At 67.7% G+C, this 18,313-nt stretch carries 15 protein-coding genes and 1 pseudogene; 11 read left to right on the top strand and 5 right to left on the bottom strand.

The genetic code is table 11. The features are described from left to right. Window positions 1–9: 9 nt before the first annotated feature. The 4 genes from ACWPN8_RS09555 (at window position 10) to ACWPN8_RS09540 (ending at window position 4,362) form a co-directional block, all read left to right on the top strand. On the top strand, window positions 10–732 hold the full coding sequence (locus ACWPN8_RS09555) for an HdaA/DnaA family protein (protein WP_492240625.1): 723 nt from the start codon (window positions 10–12) through the stop codon (window positions 730–732). A gap of 23 nt (window positions 733–755) precedes the next feature. Beyond that, window positions 756–1,535, top strand: coding sequence for an SDR family oxidoreductase (locus ACWPN8_RS09550; RefSeq protein ID WP_109446359.1), 780 nt, complete (start codon window positions 756–758; stop codon window positions 1,533–1,535). A gap of 223 nt (window positions 1,536–1,758) precedes the next feature. After that, window positions 1,759–2,241, top strand: coding sequence for a MarR family winged helix-turn-helix transcriptional regulator (locus ACWPN8_RS09545; protein WP_492240624.1), 483 nt, complete (start codon window positions 1,759–1,761; stop codon window positions 2,239–2,241). A 705-nt stretch (window positions 2,242–2,946) separates the two neighbouring features. Then, on the top strand, window positions 2,947–4,362 hold the full coding sequence (locus ACWPN8_RS09540) for an ATP-binding protein (protein ID WP_492240623.1): 1,416 nt from the start codon (window positions 2,947–2,949) through the stop codon (window positions 4,360–4,362). A 108-nt stretch (window positions 4,363–4,470) separates the two neighbouring features. Here ACWPN8_RS09540 and hutG read toward each other — a convergent pair whose 3' ends face one another. Further along, complete coding sequence (gene hutG, locus ACWPN8_RS09535; RefSeq protein WP_109446355.1) at window positions 4,471–5,295, bottom strand: N-formylglutamate deformylase; 825 nt, start codon at window positions 5,293–5,295, stop codon at window positions 4,471–4,473. Between the two features lie 380 nt (window positions 5,296–5,675). Here hutG and ACWPN8_RS09530 point away from each other — a divergent pair, with 380 nt between their 5' ends. The 5 genes from ACWPN8_RS09530 to ACWPN8_RS09510 are packed head-to-tail and all read left to right on the top strand — an operon-like array spanning window position 5,676 to window position 10,804. Next, window positions 5,676–6,179 (top strand): hypothetical protein, encoded by a 504-nt coding sequence (locus ACWPN8_RS09530; protein WP_492240622.1) that lies wholly within the window; start codon window positions 5,676–5,678, stop codon window positions 6,177–6,179. Between the two features lie 31 nt (window positions 6,180–6,210). Further along, window positions 6,211–7,449, top strand: coding sequence for a hypothetical protein (locus ACWPN8_RS09525; RefSeq protein ID WP_492240621.1), 1,239 nt, complete (start codon window positions 6,211–6,213; stop codon window positions 7,447–7,449). A gap of 28 nt (window positions 7,450–7,477) precedes the next feature. Further along, entirely contained in the window at window positions 7,478–8,749 is a 1,272-nt protein-coding gene (locus tag ACWPN8_RS09520) for a glycosyltransferase family 4 protein (protein ID WP_492240620.1), read from the top strand. Continuing rightward, complete coding sequence (locus ACWPN8_RS09515; RefSeq protein WP_492240619.1) at window positions 8,742–9,743, top strand: hypothetical protein; 1,002 nt, start codon at window positions 8,742–8,744, stop codon at window positions 9,741–9,743. The genes ACWPN8_RS09520 and ACWPN8_RS09515 overlap by 8 nt, the downstream gene beginning before the upstream one ends. A 26-nt stretch (window positions 9,744–9,769) precedes the next feature. Next, on the top strand, window positions 9,770–10,804 hold the full coding sequence (locus tag ACWPN8_RS09510; RefSeq protein ID WP_492240618.1) for a glycosyltransferase family 2 protein: 1,035 nt from the start codon (window positions 9,770–9,772) through the stop codon (window positions 10,802–10,804). Here ACWPN8_RS09510 and ACWPN8_RS09505 read toward each other — a convergent pair. From ACWPN8_RS09505 to ACWPN8_RS09495, 3 genes are all read right to left on the bottom strand, one after another. Beyond that, window positions 10,714–11,181 carry a helix-turn-helix domain-containing protein gene (locus ACWPN8_RS09505; RefSeq protein WP_492240617.1) on the bottom strand — a complete coding sequence of 156 codons (468 nt, stop codon included), beginning with the start codon at window positions 11,179–11,181 and terminating at the stop codon, window positions 10,714–10,716. The two genes, ACWPN8_RS09510 and ACWPN8_RS09505, sit on opposite strands and share 91 nt — an antisense overlap. A gap of 134 nt (window positions 11,182–11,315) precedes the next feature. Further along, window positions 11,316–12,110, bottom strand: a complete 795-nt coding sequence (locus ACWPN8_RS09500) for a glycosyltransferase (RefSeq protein ID WP_109446345.1) — start codon at window positions 12,108–12,110, stop codon at window positions 11,316–11,318. Further along, window positions 12,107–14,857, bottom strand: a complete 2,751-nt coding sequence (locus ACWPN8_RS09495; protein WP_492240616.1) for a polysaccharide biosynthesis/export family protein — start codon at window positions 14,855–14,857, stop codon at window positions 12,107–12,109. Before ACWPN8_RS09495 ends, ACWPN8_RS09500 begins: the two co-directional genes overlap by 4 nt. Window positions 14,858–15,164: 307 nt before the next feature. On the opposite strand from ACWPN8_RS09495, the pseudogene ACWPN8_RS09490 reads away from it, so the two are divergent. Together ACWPN8_RS09490 and ACWPN8_RS09485 are read left to right on the top strand one after the other, a co-directional pair. Continuing rightward, window positions 15,165–16,282 (top strand): annotated as a pseudogene (locus tag ACWPN8_RS09490) (histone deacetylase family protein). A gap of 89 nt (window positions 16,283–16,371) precedes the next feature. Then, entirely contained in the window at window positions 16,372–16,968 is a 597-nt protein-coding gene (locus ACWPN8_RS09485; RefSeq protein ID WP_492240615.1) for a putative metalloprotease CJM1_0395 family protein, read from the top strand. A gap of 50 nt (window positions 16,969–17,018) precedes the next feature. Here the strand turns inward: ACWPN8_RS09485 and aguB are convergent, their stop codons facing one another. Further along, a complete protein-coding gene (aguB, locus tag ACWPN8_RS09480) occupies window positions 17,019–17,927 on the bottom strand; it encodes an N-carbamoylputrescine amidase (protein ID WP_492240614.1) in 909 nt (302 codons plus the stop codon). Window positions 17,928–18,313 lie beyond the last annotated feature (386 nt).

Here is an 18,313-nt window from a genome sequence, read left to right as displayed (position 1 = left end):
TGTGTCCGCATGAGCTTGCCGGCGCAGATACCGCTCGATCTAGGGCACCGGACGGCGATGGGCTGCGAGGATTTCCTTGTCGCACCCAGCAACGCCGATGCTGTGGCGTGGCTGGACCGCTGGCCATCCTGGCCCGCCCCGGCACTGACGCTGTACGGACCCGCGGGTTGCGGCAAGACCCACCTGTCACAGGTCTGGCGCGCCCGCAGCCATGCCCTGGTGACCCGCGGCGATGCCCTCGATACGGCTGTCGTCCCGTCCCTGCTGGTGCCTGCCAACGCCGTGGTCGTCGAGGATGCCGACATGGTCGCCGGCCGACCGGAGCGGGAAGAGGCATTGTTCCACCTGTACAACCTCGCCCGTGAACAACAGGGCCATCTTCTGCTTCTGTCGCGCAAGGCGCCGTCGCGTTGGCGGACGACGCTTCCCGACCTGCGGTCGCGCATCAAGGGCGCGCCGGCGGTCGAGGTCCGGGCGCCCGACGACGCGCTGCTCGCCGCGGTGTTGGTCAAGCTGTTCGCCGACCGCCAGTTGCGGCCGGGGATGGAAGTCGTCACTTATCTGCTGGCACGGATGGAGCGGTCGCTCGATTTTGCCCGCCGTCTGGTGGCGGCGCTGGACCATGCGTCGCTGGCCGCCCATCGTGGCGTGACCGTGCCTTTGGCGCGGGAAGTCCTTTCGGACCTGCAACGGATGGAACCGCAACGATCCGGTTCCAAAACGACCCTCTGACACCGACAAGGGAAGAGACGATCATGGATTTGGGTATCGCCGGCCGCCGCGCCATCGTCTGCGCCGCCAGCAAGGGGCTGGGCCGCGCCTGCGCCTTCGCGCTGGCCCGCGAGGGCGTGCATGTCACCCTGACCGCCCGCAGTGCCGATGCGCTGGAGGCGACCGCCGAGGAGATCCGCAAGGCGACCGGCGTTACGGTCACCACCGCCGCCGGAGACATCTCGACGGAGGAGGGGCGGGCCGCGGCGCTCGCCGCCTGCCCGGAGCCGGACATCCTGATCAACAATGCCGGCGGTCCGCCGCCCGGCGACTTTCATGACTGGGACCGCGAGGACTGGATCCGCGCGCTGGACGCCAACATGCTGACGCCGATCTTCCTGATCAAGGCGACGGTGGACGGCATGATGTCCCGGGGGTTCGGCCGGATCGTCAACATTACCTCGGCCGCCGTCAAGGCGCCGATCCCGATTCTGGGCCTGTCGAACGGTGCCCGCACCGGCCTGACCGGCTTCGTCGCCGGCCTGTCGCGCCAGACGGTGAAGCACAACGTCACCATCAACAACTTGCTGCCCGGTCCCTTTGAAACCGACCGCCTGCGCAAGACGATGGAAGGCGGTGCGAAGGCCGGCGGACGCAGCATCGACGAAGAGATGGAACTGCGGCGCAAGTCGAATCCCTCCGGCCGATTCGGCGATCCGGAGGAATTCGGGGCTGCCTGTGCCTTTCTTTGTGCCGCAAGCTCCGGTTTCATGACCGGACAGAACATCCTTCTGGATGGTGGAGCCTTCCCCGGCACGATGTAACCTGCGGTATTGGAAGACGGGACGCCGCCGCGTCTCAAGTTTGTCTCTCCAATTCGCAATAAAATCCGCCCATCGTCACAGGCCATTAAGAAACGGCGACGGGAAGGGGAGCTCGAGCATCGGCTCGGGCGCCGCTTCCCCGGTCCGCCGGTCGGCAAAACGCGGCAGTGCCGCGGCGACCGGACAACGGCTTTTGCGAGCCACTGGCACAGGAACGATGAGCATGCAGCAGAGTGTGGCGGCCCCCGCGGTCTACACCGACCTTGGCCGCGTCATGGAAAGCATCACCCGGCGCTTCCTCGACGTGCTTCGGATGGAACTGGCCCGCATCGGTGTGACCGACCTCAGCCCGACACAGGCGCTGATGCTGCTGCACATAGGCACCGAGGAGCTGTCGGTCCGCGACCTGCTGGAGCGCGGCTACTATCTGGGCTCCAACGCGTCTTACAATCTGAAGCATCTGGTGGAGGCGGGCTATGTCGACCGCAGCCCGTCCCAGCGCGACCGGCGGGCCGCCCGGCTCAAGCTCTCCGCCCAGGGGCTGGCCGCCTGCGAAGCGCTGAAGAAGCTGGAAGCGACGCGCGCAGATACGCTGCTGCGCACCGACAGCGACGGTGCCGACTTCGAAACCACCTATCGCACGCTGCGCAGGCTGGAGCGCGCTTGGACCGATCTGATCCGCTACGACGATGCCGATCCGGGCTGACAAATTCCTGCATTCGACACGTAACTTTCTAACCACCTGTCCGTTCGATCTGTGTCCGGAATGGAACATTGGAGTCCGTAACGGGAACATAGGCAGAACTAGCCGGTTGCCGTTCTTCGTCCGTTCTGATAGCTCTATTGGAACAAGACGCGAACAACGGAGGTTGGCATGTCGGTTCTGGCTTTCCTGCGCGAATGCATGACCCTCGCCTTTTTCCTGGCGGTGCTCTACGGCTGGGCCACGGTCGGGCCAATTCTGATCGGCTGAGGTTGGCCGGGATGCGCCCGTGGGTTTCGGGGGCGCATCCCTTCGGAAGAGGTCCCCAAAGGGGGAATGCCGCGTCGGTATTATATCCGAAATCCCAGCCCACCCCGGCCGGCGCAGCGCTTACATCGGGAACACGCGGACCCGTCCCCGGCCCATTCGAGAAGCCGAAAGGGGGGCGGTTCCGCGAACGCCGACAACGCGTGGGGATTGGGACGGATGCGGAATTTCTTTCGAAAGCGTCGTTCGGCCGCTGTGGCCGACGAGCGCATGCCGGCCGCCGGTGGCGGCCTTGGATCTAACCCGCTGACCGGCGGACCGGGCATGGGCGGTCCCGGCGTTGCGGGGCCTGGGATGGGCAATGCCGGGGCCGGTGGCCTCTCCAACGGACCGGGATTTGCCCGGCCCGGTGGGGCTCACCTGCGTCCGGTGGACGGAAACATGGGTGGCGGCATCGGCACCGGCATCGGTGCCCGTGCCGGATTCGACACGATGCGCGGTCCGGCCGCGCCGCGGCTGCCCGACATCATCGACAACGAGGCCACCGGCGACCGCCGCGGCCACATGTTCCCGCAGCCGGGCGGCAGGGATGCCGAGGGCGAGCACGACCTGCCGCGCTTTACGATGTCCGTCAACGGCGGCTATCGCGGCGGCATGGGCGCCAATGCGCCGGCCATGCTGAAGGGCCTGACGCCGGAGCTGAACGGCCTTCTGCGCGAAGCCTTCACGCCGACCCGGCCGAAGCAACAACTGAACGGTCTGTTCATCGGCCGCAACGACACGCTGCGCCGCATCATCTCGGCCATCGAAGAGGAGCGGGCGCACGTCATCCTCTATGGCGACCGCGGCCGCGGAAAGACCTCCGTCGCCAACGCGATCGAAAAGATCGCGGGGCAGGCAGGCTATCTGTCGCTGAAGCTGACCTGCAGCGGAGAACTGAGTTTCGAGGACATCTTCAGGCACTTCCTGAAGAAAATCCCGTCGACCTACTACCGTTCCGCGCTCGACAATCCGTTCGCGGCGCGGCGCAACTTCGCCAGCCTGAACGAGCTGCTGCCGGACGGCACCTTCAGCGTCACCGAGCTGAACGAGGTTCTGTCGGGCATCCACGCCACCCATGTGCTGCTGATCCTGGACGAGTACGACCGCGTCCAGGACGAGGATTTCCGCAACAAGCTGGCGGAGCTGTTCAAAAACCTGACCGACAGCTCGATCCCGGTCACCCTGCTGGTGGTCGGCGTCGCCGAGAATCTCGACCAGCTGCTGGGTAAGCATCCGTCGATCCAGCGCTCGCTTGTTCCGGTTCATCTGCCGCTGATGACCGATCAGGAGATCGGCCGCCTGATCCAGGCCGGTGCGCAGAATGCCGGCATCGAGTTCGCCCCCGACGTCGTGCGGCGGATCGCCGAGTTCGTGCGCGGCCTGCCGTACTACGCCCAGCTTCTCGGCCTGCATGCGGCGCGCAGCGCCGTCAGCCGCGGAAGCAAGCTGGTGGAGCGGCCGGATCTGGCCTATGCCGTCGCCCGCTGCCTGCAGGAAGCCGAGCGCGGCATTGTCGAAAGCTATGCCCGTGCGCTGGCTGCCGACCGCCGGGCCGAGCTGGAGGATGCATTGCTGGCTGCGGCGCTGTGTCCGGCCGATGCCTATGGCGTGTTCGATCCCAAGGACTTGGCTGGTGACAGCGGAGAATTGCCGAGCGCCTCGACGCTCGACCTGCTGAAGCGCCTGACGCGTGAGGACCATGGCGGCGTCCTGGCCCCGGTGGTCGAGCCAGGAATGGAGCGCTACCGCTTCCGCAACCAGATGATGCGCCAATATGTCCTGATGCGTCAGGCCAGCGAGCGCGGCCAGATCTGATCCATCCCCGATCAGGCCGTCCTTCGGCCCTTCCCCGGCGACGGGGGAGGGCCACTCTTTCATGGTGGACCCTTTTGCATGGCGGGTCTTTTGGCAGGCGGTGGGGCGTTACAGGAACGCCGCCCGCCGCTGGCCGCTGGCCTTCTGCCACGCCCACTCGACCACGACGCTCAGCAGACGCTCAAGCGACGGCTTCACCTCTGCCGCCAGTGTCGGGCGGAAGTGATAAGGGGAGGCCTCGTCCATATAGGTCGACTGGGTCAGTTCGAGCTGGATGGCGTGGATGTTCTCTTCCGGCTGGCCATAGCTGCGGATGATGAAACCGCCGCGCAGACGGCCGTTCAGCGCGGCTGAATAGCGCTCCGATGCCGAAAGCACGTTCATCAGCCGGACGACCAGCGGCTGGGCGGCGCTGCTGCCCTCGCCGGTGCCGAGGTTGAAGTCGGGCAGGGTGCCGTCGAAGAAGCGTGGAACCGCGCTGCGCACCGAATGGGCGTCGAACAGGATCGCCACGCCATAGCGGTCGCGCAAGGCGCGCAGCTCGCTGCGCATCTGCTCATGATACGGACGCCAATAGGCGCCGACCCGCCGGTCGATCTCCGCACGGCCGGGTTCCAGTCCCGGTCGATAGATCGGTGCGCGGTCGAACGTCGTCAGGGGACAGATTTCGGTGGGATCCTGCCCCGGATGCGGCACGACGCCGTCGGGATCGCGGTTGAGGTCCACCACATAGCGCGAGCAGAGCGCCGTCAGGAAACCGATTCCGAGTGCGGGTGCGAAGTGGTACAACCGGTCCAGATGACGGTCGACGTCGGGCTGCGCCAGTCCCTCCGGCGTCATCGTTGCGGCGATGTCCGGCGGAATCATGGTCCCGACATGCGGAATGCTGAGCAGGACCGGGGTTTCGCCCGGCTGGAAGCGGAAGGTTTCCATGGCTCGTCTCGTCATCGGAACGGCTTGCGCCACACTGTGTGCAGTGCGGCAGGGCCAGCGGTGGGACTATGACGGGCGGTGCCGCACCCCGTCAAACAGATTGCGTTTTTTTGAAAGAGTTGGGATGCCGGTGCGGTGGAAACCTATCCTTACGCGTTCCATTTCCTGCTGCGCCCGGCAGAATTGCCGGTTGACCTTGAGCTGCGCTTGCCGGAGACTTTCGCGCAATCGGCGACCGCCCGGCAGAAGGCGTCGCCCCGCACCGGACAAAGCTGTTCCTCGGATAGTTCCCAGGCGACCGGACAAAAGACTTCGACAACATACGGCGCCCCGATTTCGCAGCCCCGGTGACGAAGCAACGCAGCAGGGGAGAAGCGACCATGACCACCGCCACCCGTCTTGGCACGGCCATGCCCGGCCGGCGCCAGTTTTTGTTGCCGCTTGCGCTTGCCCCCATTGCCGGCTGGGCCGTTTGGGCTGCCGGGACGCCGGAGGCGCCGAGCCATCCCGCCAGTCCCTTCCATCTGCCGCTGGACAAGTCAACCGCGATCTGGCGCGACCTGGGCGCCGTGCGGATGGGCGGTCTGGCCGGCGATCCGCAATTTCCGGTGAAGGTATCGGCGTTGGACGGCCGTCCGGTCACCGTGCGCGGTTTCATGGTGCCGCTGACCGACGGAGCCAGCCACAACCGCTTCATTCTGTCCGCCAATCCGATGGGCTGTCCCGCCTGCGAAAGCCCCGGACCGGCGACCATGATGCATGTCCACACATCCATCGCCCTGCCGGCGACGCGGGAACCGCTGACCCTGACCGGAACATTGCGGCTGCGCCCGCAGGAGGGATTGTTCTATCGTCTGGACCGTGCCGAGCAGCGCTGGGCCTGACCCAGGCGGCCGATTTCCGCGAGGGGCGGCCATGACGGTGGCCGCCGCACGGATGGGCGCGCTGTCGATGGCGGCAGCCCTGCTTCTGTATGGCGGCCTCAGCGTGCCGGCGCCGCCGGCACTGCGAGGGGCGGAACTGTCCATCGGCCTTCTGATCCTGCTGTCGATCGGTTGGAAATGGCCGCTGGCGGTGGCGAGCGGCCATGCGCTGCGGACGCCCCCCGGCGCTGGATGGATGTCGTCCGGCATGGAATGGATGCCGGTGGCAGTTGCGGCATTCGCCTGGCTGCTGTGGGTGCCGCTGCTGCGCGGGGCGGCGCTGGGGTCGGACCCGGTCGATATCCTTCGCGACGTCGTGCCCCTCTTGTACCTGTTTCTTCCCGTGCTTCTGGTGCCGGCGTTGCGCGCCGCGGGGCGGACCGCCGTGCGGGCCTTGATCGGTGGGCTTGCCATTGCCGGCCTGCTGCTGGCCTTGCGCTGGTGGCGGCAGGCGGATTGGGGTTTCGGCGCCATCGGACAGCGGGCAATGGCCGATGGTGGCGCCTATCTGCTCAATGCGCCTGCGGTGCTGTTCGCCGCCGTGGTGCTGCCGGCTACGGCCTTGTCGCTGGTCGGCATCGGCGGCCGGTTCCGCTGGTGGCTTGCCGCGATCCCCGGTGCCGTCGGCGGGGCTCTCTGCCTTTCCGCGCTGGCCGGAGCGGTCCACCGCACCGCGCTGGGACTGGCGCTGCTGTCGCTGGCGCTGATCGCCCTGTGGTGGGCACGGCGGCAGGCGTGGCTGGCCCTGCCTCTGCTGATCGGTCTGGGGTTGGCGGTCGCCGTCGGTGGGGATGCATTGTTCGGTGCGTGGCAGCAGGCGGCGGAGAAGACGCGGCTGACCGGAATCAATGCCCGGTGGGAAGAGGCGGCGGCGGTGATCGAGCATGCCGTCGCCTCTCCCTGGGTGCTGCTGTTCGGCGACGGCTGGGGCGCGCGGATCGCCAACCCGGCGGTCGGCGGCTGGCGGGTCAGCTATACCCACACGCTGGCGAGCTACAGCCTGCTGAAGACCGGACTGTGCGGCATGATGGCGCTGGCGGCCTATCTTGGCGCGCTGGTCAGGCCCTGGTGCGGTCTGCTGGCTGCCGATCCGCCGCTGGCCCTGGCGGTGGTGCCTCCGCTGGCGATGGCGCTCTGCCTCCACACCAGCTTCAAGTACCTCGACACCGGCGTCATCCTGACGCTGATGCTTTTGGCGGCCGAGTGCAGGAAGGGGTTGTCTGATCCGTAGAGGATCTTCATACTTTCGCGTGTAATTCATGCTTCGGTGCGCCGTGCCGCTCGACCAACCGTCCATCATTTTCGTCAACCGGGTGTTCCCGCCTGACCGCGGGGCGACCGGCCGTTGCCTGTCGGATTTGTCCGCGCGGATCGCGGCTGCCGGCTGGCGGGTGACGGTGGTGACGGATGGCGAGCAGGGCAGCGTTGAGGTGCCGAACCGCGCCGTTCCGGACGGGGTCACGCTTGTCCGCACCGGCCGCGGGGTAAGGAAGGGTGAGCGGCCCGACACGCGCGCCTATCTCGATTCGCTTTGCCAACTCACGGCTCGGGCTCTGCGCCTGCCGCGCCACGACCTCGTCGTCACGATGACCGATCCGCCGATGCTGGCGCTGGCCGGTCCGGTTCTGGCTGCGCGCCATGGTGCGGCGTCGCTGCACTGGTGCCAGGATCTTTACCCGGACCTTCTTCCGGTGCTGGGCGTGCGGATGCCGGAACTGCTCCTCCGCGTCGCCGGGGATGGCATGGCGCGGGCATTGCGGCGGCAGGATGGGGTGATCGCGATCGGCCGCTGCATGCGCGAACGCATCGTCGCATCCGGCGTGGCTGCGGATCGCGTGACCCTGTTGCCGAACTGGCCCGATCCGGCAATCCGTCCCCTGGAGAAGGCCGGCAACAGCCTCCGCCGCTCACTGGGTTTGACGGAGGGGGACGGACGCTTTCTGGTGGCCTATTCCGGAACGTTGGGCCTTGCCCATCCGATGGACGGCGTGCTGGAGGCGGCGGCCCGGCTGCAGCACAGCGATCCATCCGTGATTTTCCTGCTGGTCGGCGAGGGCAGGGGATTCGCCGCGGTGGAAGAGGCCGCACGCCTCACGGGTTTGCGCAACCTGCACCGGCTTCCCTGGCAGCCCGCCGACCGGCTGGCGGAGTGTCTGTCCGCCGCCGACCTGCATCTGGTGGCGATGGACCCGGCGGCGCAGGGGCTTCTGGTGCCGAGCAAGCTGGCCGGGGTGCAGGCGGCCGGCCGGCCTTGCCTCTTCCTGGGACCAGAGGGAAGCGAGGCAGCGGCCCATATGGATGGATGCGGCATGGTGATCGACCCGTTCGATGGGGTCGCCATTGCCGAAGCCGTGCGCGCCTATGCCGCCGCCCCCGACCGCTGCACAGCGGAGGGGGCGTGCGCTGCCAGAAGGGCTGAAGCCTGGAGCGCCGACCGTGCCGCCGCGGCCTTCGTCGGGTTGGCCCAACGTCTGGTCGAGGCACGCCGCGCCGTCCGGCCCCTGTTGGGGAGGCCGTTGCCCCATGCCTGACGGCGTCATCGCCCCGCGTCACACCCAGCCTCGGCCGCATGCGATGACGCTCGCTCTGCCGATGGCCGGAGGGGAGGGTGATTTTCGCGGCTTCGTTCGCACCCTGCGGACCGGCTGGTGCTGGTTGCTCGGCGGTTGGTTGGGCGGTCTGGCGCTGGCGGTGGCGGCTCTGTGGCTGGTGGCGCCGGCTTACACCGCGGCAATGGTGATCGGACCGACGGCCCGGGTCGGCTCCGCCGCGATGGGGGCACGGGTGCCGACGCTCAACGGCCGTGACTCCGCCGGTGTTGCCGAGCCGGGGGCGGGAGATGAATCGCTGTCCGACTTCGCCCGCTATCTTGAGCTGTTCGGTTCGGGACCGGTGGCCGACCGTCTGGCTGCGGACCCGGCCATCCTGCGCGCCCTGTTTGCCGAGCGCTGGGACGCGGAGGCGGAGCGTTGGAGTCCGCCACCCGGACTGTTCCCGACGCTGAAGCGGGCATTGCTGGCGATGGTCGGCCGCGAGGATTGGGTTGAGCCGGACGGCGACCGCGTGGCGCGCGCCCTGCGTGATCGGCTGGTTGTCGACATGCTGCGGTCGGGTCCGATGCGGCGGATCACCTTCCGCCATCCCGACCGGGCGATTGCAGTGGAGTTGCTCGGGCGGATTGCCGCGGCCACCGACGCCCATCTGCGGGCGGAGGCGGCGCGGCGCAGTGCCGCCCAGATCGCCCATATCAAGCTTCGTCTCGGCGCCGTCACCGTGGCGGAACACCGGCAGGCGCTGAGCGACCTGCTGCTGGACCAGGAGCGGGTGGCGATGATGATCGGCGTCGATCTGCCCTTTGCCGCCGACATGATCCAGCCGCCGGCTGCCTCCACCCTGCCGGACTGGCCGAACCCGGCCGTGGTGATTCCGCTGGCCGGACTGGTCGGGCTTGTCGCCGCCGGATTCGCCCTGTCCGTCTCCCACGCCCTGCGGGAACGGACGACGGGGGTGGAGGCGGCGCCATGAGGATTTCCACCATGCCTGCGCCCGCCATGACCGCCATCCCGGTCTCCGTGGTGGTGATGACGCGCAACGAGGCTGCGAACCTGCCGCAGTGCCTGCCGCCGCTCGCCCGATTCGCCGAGTGTTTCGTGGTCGACAGCGGCAGCGATGACGGCACGCCGGACATCGCACGGTCACATGGCGCCCGCCTGATCCCCTTCCGCTGGAATGGCCGCTATCCCAAGAAGAAGCAGTGGTGCCTGGATACTCTGCCATTCGCCCATGACTGGGTTCTGTTCGTCGACGCCGACGAGCGGCTGACGGCGGAGCTGGTTGAGGAGATCGCCCGGCTGATGGCGGCTGGCCCTGCCTGCGCAGCATACTGGATCGACGGCAGGCCGGTCGTCCGCGGCCGGCGGCTGCGTTTCGGCTGCTGGAATCGCAAGCTTGCTCTGCTGGACCGTCGGCGCGCGCGCTTTCCCGATCAACCCGACCTGGATATCGCCGCGATGTGGGAGGTCGAGGGGCATTACCAGCCGCAGGTGTCCGGAACGACCGGCCGGCTTCGCCACCCGATGGACCATGAGGATGCCAAGCCGCTCTCGGCCTGGTTCGACCGCCACAACCGGTATTCCGACTGGGAGGCGGCGATTCGTGCCGACGGCCGGATGGAGCGGCTGATAACGGGTGAACCGGATGGCGGCTCCAGTGCCCCTCATAGCCTCCGCGCCCTTCTTGGCCGGCGTATGCAGAAGCGGCTTTTCCAGCGCCTGCCGGGCCGGCCGCTCTTGGCATTTCTGCATGCCTATGTGCTGCGCCTTGGCGTCCTCGATGGCGCAGCCGGGCTCGACCACGCGCTGGCGCGCGCGTTCTACTATTGGCAGGTCGGGCTCAAGATGCGGTCGGCGGCAATGGGACCGGGAGCGTTCGACCGTTTCCCGTCCATCCGCGCCGCTTCCGAGCCTGTCCGGACTGTCCGTCCGGCGGGCGACCCTTATTCTTCGAGCAGCGCGATCCGGTCGCCACCCAGCGCCTTCAGCAGGTCGAAGGTCCGCTTGCGCACGCCCGGATCCTCGATCCGGTAATAGGCGCGCACCAGTTCCAGCGTCTCGCGGCGGGCCATCAATTCGAACTCGTCCGTCTCGCTCATCGCTTCGGACGGAACTTCCGCGGCAATCTGGTCGGGCGACGGCATGTCGTCGAAGAAGTAGCTGACCGGCACACCGAGAACCTGGGAGAGGTTGTAAAGGCGGCTGGCGCTGATGCGGTTCGACCCACGCTCGTATTTCTGGAGCTGCTGGAAGGTGATCCCAACCGCTTCGCCCAGCTTTTCCTGGCTCAGGCCAAGCAGGGTCCGGCGAAGCCGCAAGCGGGCTCCGACATGGATGTCGATGGGGTTGGGACCTTCGCCGCGGCGCGACAGGGTGTGGGCGGGGGCGAGTTTGGTCTTGGTCGCGCTCATAAGTCGTACCTCAAAAGGAAAGCCAGAGGGAAGGCGCCGCGGGAATGCTTAGTTCAGAAAGTAAATTCTATGCAACCATTTGTGCGTATCAACGGTCCGTTTGGGTGGAAGGGGGAGGAAGAGTGCGAAAGACATTAAGTTTCAGGGCATCGGAAACGTAATTTCGCGTATAGAGCGGGAAGATGGTGGCGCAATGCCAGTGCAACTCGTTGAGCCAGGACGATCATTGCCGCGTGTGCGGCCCCATGGCCGAAATGCCGTTGTCGAATCGCTGTCTGCTCATGCCTGCCAGCGGTTGCGTCGCGCTGCGACAGGCCGCCGGCCGCGAACAGGCAGACCGGCCAGTGCAGCCGTTCGGCCCGTCCGCGCTTCAGCACCGACAAGGTGAAGTCATAATCGGCCGCGATCCGGTACCCGGAGTCGAAGCGCAGCCCTGCCAGTGCCGACACGGAGTAGATCATCGCCTGATGGTGGGTGAACATGCCCAGCGATGCCCAACGGTGGGAGCGGGCACGCTTCAGCAGGATACGTCCGTCACCCAGCCGCTCCAGCGCATCGCCATAGAGAAGGGCGCAGTCGGGATGCCGGGCAATCGCTTGCAAAAGCCGGATGCCGCTGTCCGGCTCCGCCAGCCGGTCGCCGGCATTCAGGAACAGCACATGGCTGCACCCCAGCCGGCCCGCGGCGGCGAGCGCATCGTTCATCGCATCGTACAGCCCCGAGTCGCGGGCTGAGCGCCACCACAGCGGGACATCGGCATGGTCCGCCAGCCACTCTGCCGTTCCATCGGTGGAGGCGCCATCGGCGACCAGCCAGACGATGCCGGGACCGAGCTGCCCGCGCAGGCTGTCATAGGTGTCGGCCAGTCCGGCGCGGTCGTTGCGGACCACGGTCAGCATGGCGAGTCGGAGCGGGGCGGGCGCCGTCATCGCGTGATCACCGAAATCGAGGCCGCCGTGATCGCCAATTGGCTCAGGATGTTGCCGATGGCCTTGGTGGCGTCCAGCCCGTCGAAGGGGCGGGGGTCGCGCGGCACCACCAGGATCGACCCGGGCGGGATAACGTCCACCCGATGGTTCCAGGAGGACAGCGCCAGCGGCCGTGCCCGTCCGTCCGGCAGAACCAGGAAGCTGCGACCGGTGTCGGCATCGCGGGTCGGGCCGCCCGCCTCGTTCAGGTAATCCTCGGCACCCTTGCCGCTGACGAACTGTGCCGCGGTCGGGTGAAGAACCTCGCCCGACACCGCCACGGTCAGCGGTCGTTTCGGGATCACGATCCGGTCATCGGGTTCCAGCAGCGGGTCGAGAGCCGGGCGGCTGCGCAGGACAGCCGGGTCCGCTTCCACCACCACGCGGCCGAGCGGTTCGGCTGCACGGAGCTGGGCGGCGAGCTGGCGGGCCAGTGCGACATTCTCCGCCTTCACCGGCTCGCCCTTCTCCACCTCCAGCGCCAGCGCGCGCTCCAGTTCACGCGCTTGCAGCTGGAACTGCTCCCTCTCGCGGCGGCGTTCGCTCTCGCGGGTCAGCACGGCCCCAGCCGGATAGGCATCGTCGATCAGGCCGCCGGCCCGCGCGATCAGGGAGGACAGCGTCTCACCGCGGCCGATGTCGTAGCGGCCGGGACGGCGCACCGCCCCTTCGATGGCGACCGCGCGGGCCTCCAGCGCCTGCGGGCGCGGGTTGATCCGCAGCGCATCTCCAGGGCCGATCCTGCGGGCGCCGTCGCGGGTCAGGTCGATGGCGCTACGCGTGCCGTTGGCGGCCGTCAGTTCCGCCACCGTGGGGTCGGCGTCGGTGGAGAGCCCGCCTGCCGCCGCGACCAAGGCCGCCAGCGGCGTGAGGTCGGCGACCGGATAGCCGCCGGGATCGCGCACGGCGCCACGCAGCTGGACGGTCCGCTCGCCAATCACCGCGACGATGGCCGGATCGAGTACCGCCGCCAGCATCGGCGGTTCGGACTCGTCGTCCGCCTTGCCGTCCGTCCTCAATTCGGCGGGCTTCACCAAGCCGCGGATGTCGTCGGCGGCGAACAGGTGAATGCGGTCTCCGTCGCTCATGGCACGGTCGGCGCGTCCGGCAGCCACCTCCTGTGGGGAGAAGGGCAGATAGACGCGGGTCAAGGTCCGCCGGTCATAGCGTTCGACGATGCCGAGCAGCGGATACACGTCCCGCTTCAGCGCCTTGCCCTCCGCCAGCGCCTGACGCAGCGTGGCACCGGCCGGCAAACGGCGGGTGCCGGGCCGGCGGACATGGCCGAGCAGCTCATAGTGAGGCGCTTCCGATTCGACGATGGTCTCGCGCGCGCCGGCGCTCTCCGGCCCATCGGCCACGGGATAGAAACCGGGCCGCGGCGCACCGGTAAGCCGCAGAACGGAATGGCGCAGGGCCAGCGGCAGCAGGTCCGGCACCGTTGCGAACAGGGGCGGGCAGGGTGTGCGGGAACCGGTCAGCGTGGCGGCGGCGCGCGCCTGCGGACCGGTGGCGAGGGGACCGGCCGGCTCCGCCGCCAGGATGCGGGCCAGCGCCACCAGACCGGGACAGGCATCCGGCGGCGGCTGGCGTTCGCCGCGCAGCAGAGCCAGCACCGCCTCCGACGTCAGGAAATCGACGTCGGCAGTCCCCAGGACATAGAGCGTGTCGCCGTCCGAAAGCTGTCGGCGGTCGCGTCCGTTCAGAACGGCCGACAGGTCGACCGGCCGCAGGCTGCGCGCCGCCGTCGTTGGGGCAGTGCTCTCCAGGGCGGCGAAGGGAAAATAGGCCGATGGGCCCAGGTCCGCACGGGAAAGCAGTCCGGGCAAGGATTTAACCCGGGTGAGCGCACGGGGGCCGGGACGCAGGACATGTCCGTCGAGCCGAACCTCGCCGCGGCGGTCTTCCCGTTCCGGCACGATCAACAGCAGGTCGCCGTCACCGAACCGCTTGGCGTCGGCGTCGGCGATCTCCTCCGCCGTTTCCTCGCCCGACGGCCCGATGCCGAATCGCACAAGCCGGCCGCGGCCGGGCCGCAGCGCGCCACCGGCAAGGTCGCGCATCTCCGACGCCGACAAGGGGCCGCCACCCGGCGGCAATTCATAAATGCCCGGCCGCTTCACCGGTCCGGCAATTGCGACGGTGGCGCCGAGCGGCGGGACGAACAGGCGGTCGCCGTCACGCACCGGCATATCCGCATTGCCGGTCGCACCGGCGATTTGCAGGGCATAGAGGTCGACCATGACCGCACCGCCGGACCGCATCAGCCTGACCGCGCGCAGGCTGCCGCCGCGATCCACGCCGCCGGCGGCCGACAGCGCATCGAGCACGGTGGCGAAGGCGCTGATCTCCTGCCGGCCGGGGCGGCGGACGGCGCCGGTGACCAGCACGCCGATCCGCCGCACCTCCGCCAGCGACGCGAAGGCATCGGTGCTGGGCCAGGTGGCGGCGACGGTGGCGGACAGGTCACGTCGCAGGACGTCCAGCGTCAGGCCGGCAGCCGTCAGCGGCCGCAGGTCGTCCACCACCAGCTGGCCGTTTCGGTCGACGGTGAAGCGTTTGCTGAAGGATTTCTGCCCGCGCAGGGTGACCAGGACGGTGTCGCCGGTGTTCAGGACATAGTCGCCCTGGATGGCGCCGGGCGCGGCCTCGGCCGTCGAATCCGCATCGGTTGCAGAAGCAAACAGGTCATAGCCGAATTGGCGCAACGGTTCTCCCGCACGTATGGAGAAGGCCGCCTCCAGGGGGGAGTCCGTCGATGCCGGCTGAGGACGCGGCAATAGTGGATCGCTCCGCGCAGGCCCGGCGGCCGACACGGCGCACGCCCACAGAATCAACGCCGACCCGGGCGCAATTCGGGCGAATATCCTGCACGCAGCAGCCAACATGGATGTCCAACAACCCCAGCAATCACCCGCACAGCGCGAGTGATCGACGCTGAACACTATCGCGTGCAATAGGCCGAATGGCAATGGCCTGCGTCCGGGGCGCCATGCAAAAGGGTGGCATCCATGGATGGCGGGGCGGCGCTATGATGAGGCCGCCTTCCGCCGGTCCGAACCTTTCCGGGGCGGCGAAACAGTCAAGAAAGTCAACGGCGTGATCGTCATCCACAGCGAAGAGCACCGGCTGCAGGCCGGCCGGTCCGAACTCAACGACGGCCAACTCGTTCCCTGTTACGAGAAGCCCGCGCGTGCCGACATCGTCCGGGCGCGGATTGAGGCGGTCGGGCTGGGGCCGGTCGTGGAGCCCACCCGTCACGGCATCGACCCGCTGGAACGGGTGCATGACGCCGGCTACCTCGGCTTTCTCCGGACCGCCTGGGACGATTGGGTGGCGGAGCATGGTGCCGACATCGACGCGCTGCCGCTGAACTGGGTGGCGCCGGGAATGTCGCGGCGGCGGGTGCCCCGGTCCATCGACGGGCGGCTCGGCTTCTACTCTTTCGATGCGGGGACGCCGATCACCGCGGGCACGTGGCGGGCCGCGACATCCGCAGCCGACAGCGCACTGACAGGCGCCGACCGGCTGCGGGCCGGTGACCGCAGCGCCTTTGCGCTGTGCCGTCCCCCGGCCACCATGCCGGCCACGCCTTCTACGGCGGCTATTGCTTCCTGAACAACGCGGCCATCGCGGCGCAATCCCTGCGTGACGGCGGGGCTGCGCGCGTGGCGGTGCTGGACGTCGATTATCACCATGGCAACGGCACCCAGGAGATCTTCTGGGAGCGCGGCGATGTGCTGTTCTTGTCGATCCATGCCGATCCGGCCGACGAGTTCCCCTATTTCTGCGGTCATGCCGATGAGACCGGGGCAGGCGCCGGGGAAGGTGCCAACCTGAACCTGACGCTGCCCTGGGGGACCGACTGGAACGGCTACGCCCAGGCGCTGGCCGTCGCGGCGGCATGCATCCGCGAGTTCGGCGCCGACGCGCTGGTGCTGTCGCTGGGTGCGGACACCTATGGCGGCGACCCGATTTCCCGCTTCCGCCTGTTGTCGGAGGATTTCCTGCGCATGGGCGCCGCCATCGCCGGAATCGGCCTGCCGACCCTGTTCGTGCTGGAAGGCGGCTATGCCGTCGACGATCTGGGCGTCAATGTCGCCAATGTCCTGACCGGCTTCGAGCAGAACTGAGGCAGCGGGACGGCTGCGGGGATGGTCATACCGTTGCCGGTGCGGACGAATCGTCCTAAATTGATGGGAAGTTCGGCATCTGAGTGAGGATGCGGGCGGTGGCTGCCGACCTTTCCATCTCCAGCCCGTCGATCGGACCCTATTCCACCCCGCGCAGCGTACCGCTGCGGCGGGATGGGAAGGGCGCATCCGGTGCTCAAGCATCCGGCACTCAGGATGGCGAGAGCGGCTCCGCCGACAGCGTCACCCTGTCCGACGCAGCCCGGCAGCAGGTCCAGAAACTCAAGCAGGCCGACACCAGCGTCCGCCAGCATGAGGCGGCGCATCAGGCGGCAGGCGGTGCCCATGCCGGCGGCGCCTCCTTCACCTTCACCCGCGGTCCGGACGGCAAGAACTACGCCACCGCGGGCGAGGTGCCGATCGATGTCAGCGCCGAATCGGAACCGGCGGCCACCGTCGCCAAGATGGAGCAGGTCAAGGCCGCGGCGCTCGCTCCGGCCGATCCCTCGCCTCAGGATTTGCGAGTCGCTGCACAGGCCGATGCGGCGAAGCTGCAAGCCCAATCGGAACAGCGCCAGCAAGGTGGCGATACGGCATCCGCACGCGCTGCCGCCGCCTATGGCGCGGTACAGGGGCTCGGCAATGCCGGACGCAATTCGGGAACGGCGAGGGGGCTGACGGTCTGACGCCGCTGCGGCCGGTGCCGGTCGCCAGTGTCAGCTCCCCTCTCGACCGGTCAGCGACGCGGGTTCGTTTCGCCGTCCAGCGTCAGCAGGGCGCCATACAGCTCTGGCCGGCGGTCGCGGAAGACGCCCCAGGAGGCACGCTGCGCCGCGATGCGGTCGAGGTCGAAGCTGGCGGTCAGGACCGTCCGGCTCTCGCGGTCGGCCTGCGCCACGATCTCCCCCTGCGGGCCAGCGATGAAGGACGAGCCATAGAAGGTCAGCGCGCAGCTTTCCCCCTGCTCAACCCCGACTCGGTTGGAGGCCACGAGCGGCATCAGGTTGGCGCCGGCATGGCCCTGCATCACCCTGGTCCAATGGCCCTGGCTGTCGATGGAGGAGTCCTGCGGTTCCGATCCGATGGCGGTGGGGTAGAGCAGGATCTCCGCCCCTTTCAGCGCCATGACACGCGCCGTCTCCGGGAACCATTGGTCCCAGCAGATGGCGCAGCCGACCGTGGCGTAGCGGGTCTTGAACACCTGGATGCCGCTGTCGCCGGGGCTGAAATAGAACTTTTCCTGATAGCCGGGACCGTCGGGAATGTGGGACTTGCGATAGATGCCCAGCAGGCTGCCGTCGGCATCGACCATGGCCATCGAGTTGTAATAGGCGTTGCGGGCCCTCTCGAAGAAGCTGATGGGGATGACCACCGACAGCTCCCGCGCAAGGGCTTGCATCCGTTCGATCACCGGGTGACCGTCGGCCGGCGCAGCCAGTTCGAACAACGATTGCTTCTGGTCCTTGCAGAAATAGGGGGTCTCGAACAGCTCCTGCGGCAGGATGATCTGCGCGCCCATGGCGGCAGCCTCGCGAATCAGCGATTCGACGCCATCGACGTTGGCGGCACGGTCCCAGCTGCAGGCCATCTGGGTGGCGGCGACGGTGACGGTACGGGACGAAGGGGCGGTTGGCGAAGCGGTCATTGCGGGCTCACGGCTCCTGTAACGGGCGGTTCGGGGCTTGTGTGACCAAAGGTCGCGGCAGTTGCAAGTGGTCGGAAGGAAATTATCAACAATTTAGCGAAATATTCATTTAACGCTCTGGTGCTGTACGAATTGCCAAATAAAAACGATCCAATTGGCAATGATCATATCGATCATCATATGCGGATATGGTGTCTACCGACGGCACCAAAAAGATGGACGTGACACAAGTCGGCCATGCGAAGAGTCGGTGAATGTGTTCTGCTTACTCCGCCGGTGATTTGGATGACCAAAACCGACATATCATTGCATGCCGGTGACAGGTGGCTGCGCAATTGATTTGCGCTTTGCACACAACACGTTATGATTGGATGACGCAGCCATGC

This window comes from Azospirillum sp. UENF 112521, from assembly GCF_058780665.1.
Note: the sequence above shows the minus strand (reverse complement) of the source record. Positions and strands in the feature narration are given on the sequence as shown.

What these genes read in the sequence shown, in the direction of transcription:
- ACWPN8_RS09555 (WP_492240625.1), top strand. Translation starts at nt 10, where the DNA reads ATGAGCTTGCCGGCGCAGATACCGCTCGATCTAGGGCACCGGACGGCG.
- ACWPN8_RS09550 (WP_109446359.1), top strand. Translation starts at nt 756, where the DNA reads ATGGATTTGGGTATCGCCGGCCGCCGCGCCATCGTCTGCGCCGCCAGC.
- ACWPN8_RS09545 (WP_492240624.1), top strand. Translation starts at nt 1,759, where the DNA reads ATGCAGCAGAGTGTGGCGGCCCCCGCGGTCTACACCGACCTTGGCCGC.
- ACWPN8_RS09540 (WP_492240623.1), top strand. Translation starts at nt 2,947, where the DNA reads ATGGGTGGCGGCATCGGCACCGGCATCGGTGCCCGTGCCGGATTCGAC.
- hutG (WP_109446355.1), bottom strand. Translation starts at nt 5,295, where the DNA reads ATGGAAACCTTCCGCTTCCAGCCGGGCGAAACCCCGGTCCTGCTCAGC.
- ACWPN8_RS09530 (WP_492240622.1), top strand. Translation starts at nt 5,676, where the DNA reads ATGACCACCGCCACCCGTCTTGGCACGGCCATGCCCGGCCGGCGCCAG.
- ACWPN8_RS09525 (WP_492240621.1), top strand. Translation starts at nt 6,211, where the DNA reads ATGACGGTGGCCGCCGCACGGATGGGCGCGCTGTCGATGGCGGCAGCC.
- ACWPN8_RS09520 (WP_492240620.1), top strand. Translation starts at nt 7,478, where the DNA reads ATGCTTCGGTGCGCCGTGCCGCTCGACCAACCGTCCATCATTTTCGTC.
- ACWPN8_RS09515 (WP_492240619.1), top strand. Translation starts at nt 8,742, where the DNA reads ATGCCTGACGGCGTCATCGCCCCGCGTCACACCCAGCCTCGGCCGCAT.
- ACWPN8_RS09510 (WP_492240618.1), top strand. Translation starts at nt 9,770, where the DNA reads ATGACCGCCATCCCGGTCTCCGTGGTGGTGATGACGCGCAACGAGGCT.
- ACWPN8_RS09505 (WP_492240617.1), bottom strand. Translation starts at nt 11,181, where the DNA reads ATGAGCGCGACCAAGACCAAACTCGCCCCCGCCCACACCCTGTCGCGC.
- ACWPN8_RS09500 (WP_109446345.1), bottom strand. Translation starts at nt 12,110, where the DNA reads ATGACGGCGCCCGCCCCGCTCCGACTCGCCATGCTGACCGTGGTCCGC.
- ACWPN8_RS09485 (WP_492240615.1), top strand. Translation starts at nt 16,372, where the DNA reads ATGCGGGCGGTGGCTGCCGACCTTTCCATCTCCAGCCCGTCGATCGGA.
- aguB (WP_492240614.1), bottom strand. Translation starts at nt 17,927, where the DNA reads ATGACCGCTTCGCCAACCGCCCCTTCGTCCCGTACCGTCACCGTCGCC.